Origin of the sequence: Paenibacillus koleovorans NBRC 103111 (assembly GCF_004000845.1) — a bacterium.
GTDB lineage: Bacteria > Bacillota > Bacilli > Paenibacillales > NBRC-103111 > Paenibacillus_AA > Paenibacillus_AA koleovorans.
The window spans coordinates 1-799 of record NZ_BIMA01000263.1 but is presented as its reverse complement, the minus strand read 5'-3'; the positions used below and the strand labels follow the sequence as shown (position 1 = coordinate 799).

1 protein-coding gene is annotated in these 799 nt (G+C 55.7%); it reads right to left on the bottom strand.

The genetic code is table 11. From position 1 onward, the window contains the following. Nucleotides 1-317: 317 nt before the first annotated feature. Nucleotides 318-799 (bottom strand): TrmH family RNA methyltransferase (locus PKO02S_RS32095; protein WP_164821836.1); only part of this gene is annotated, 482 nt, incomplete at its 5' end.

The window sequence follows — 799 nt, the reverse complement described above, 5'->3', positions numbered from 1 at the left end:
TATGAACTTTCTTATCTGTTAAGAAGTCTCGAACCGACCTTAATAAGAGCCGCCAAGTCCTCTCTCTCGTCATGCATACTACTACCTGCATTTTCTGCATCTATTTCCTCTCGTGCCGCCCCTTTTCCAATTTTCCTGCTATTTCTACAGCTATTTTTCTCATTCCCTTCCCCTTTGAAGGGGTTAGGAATAAATTAGCTGTAGTATTGACAGGTAAACTCGCAATCGTCGAGGTTTCCACCAAAAAAGCTGCAGATTTTGCAGGTATCGATGCCATTCCTTGTGCAGATGAAAAAAAACGCCCATAATTAGGCGTTTCAGAAACTGATAATTGTTTTCAAACGCTGCCGCGAAGCCTCGAACAGCAGCACAGTCGCGGCCATCGCCACATTGAGCGACTCCGAGCCGCCCGGCATAGGAATAATGACATGACGGTTCACATGACGTGCCACCGAATCCGACACGCCGCGGCCTTCGTTACCGACGACGAACCAAGTGCCGCGGGTGAAGTCCACCGCGTAGCAAGATTCCTGCGCCTGCAGGCTCGTCACGACCAGTTGCACCCCGCGCGCCCCCGCTTCCGCGAGGAGCGGCTCGAGCTCTGCCTCCACGATCGGCAGATGGAACAGCGACCCCATCGTCGAGCGCACCGTCTTGGGGTTGTACAAATCGACCGTGCCGCGTCCCAGCACGACGGCCGTCGCCCCCACCGCATCCGCGCTGCGGACGATCGTGCCGAGGTTGCCGGGGTCCTGCACGCCGTCGACGCATACGACAAGCGGCGCTTTGGCACCGTGCT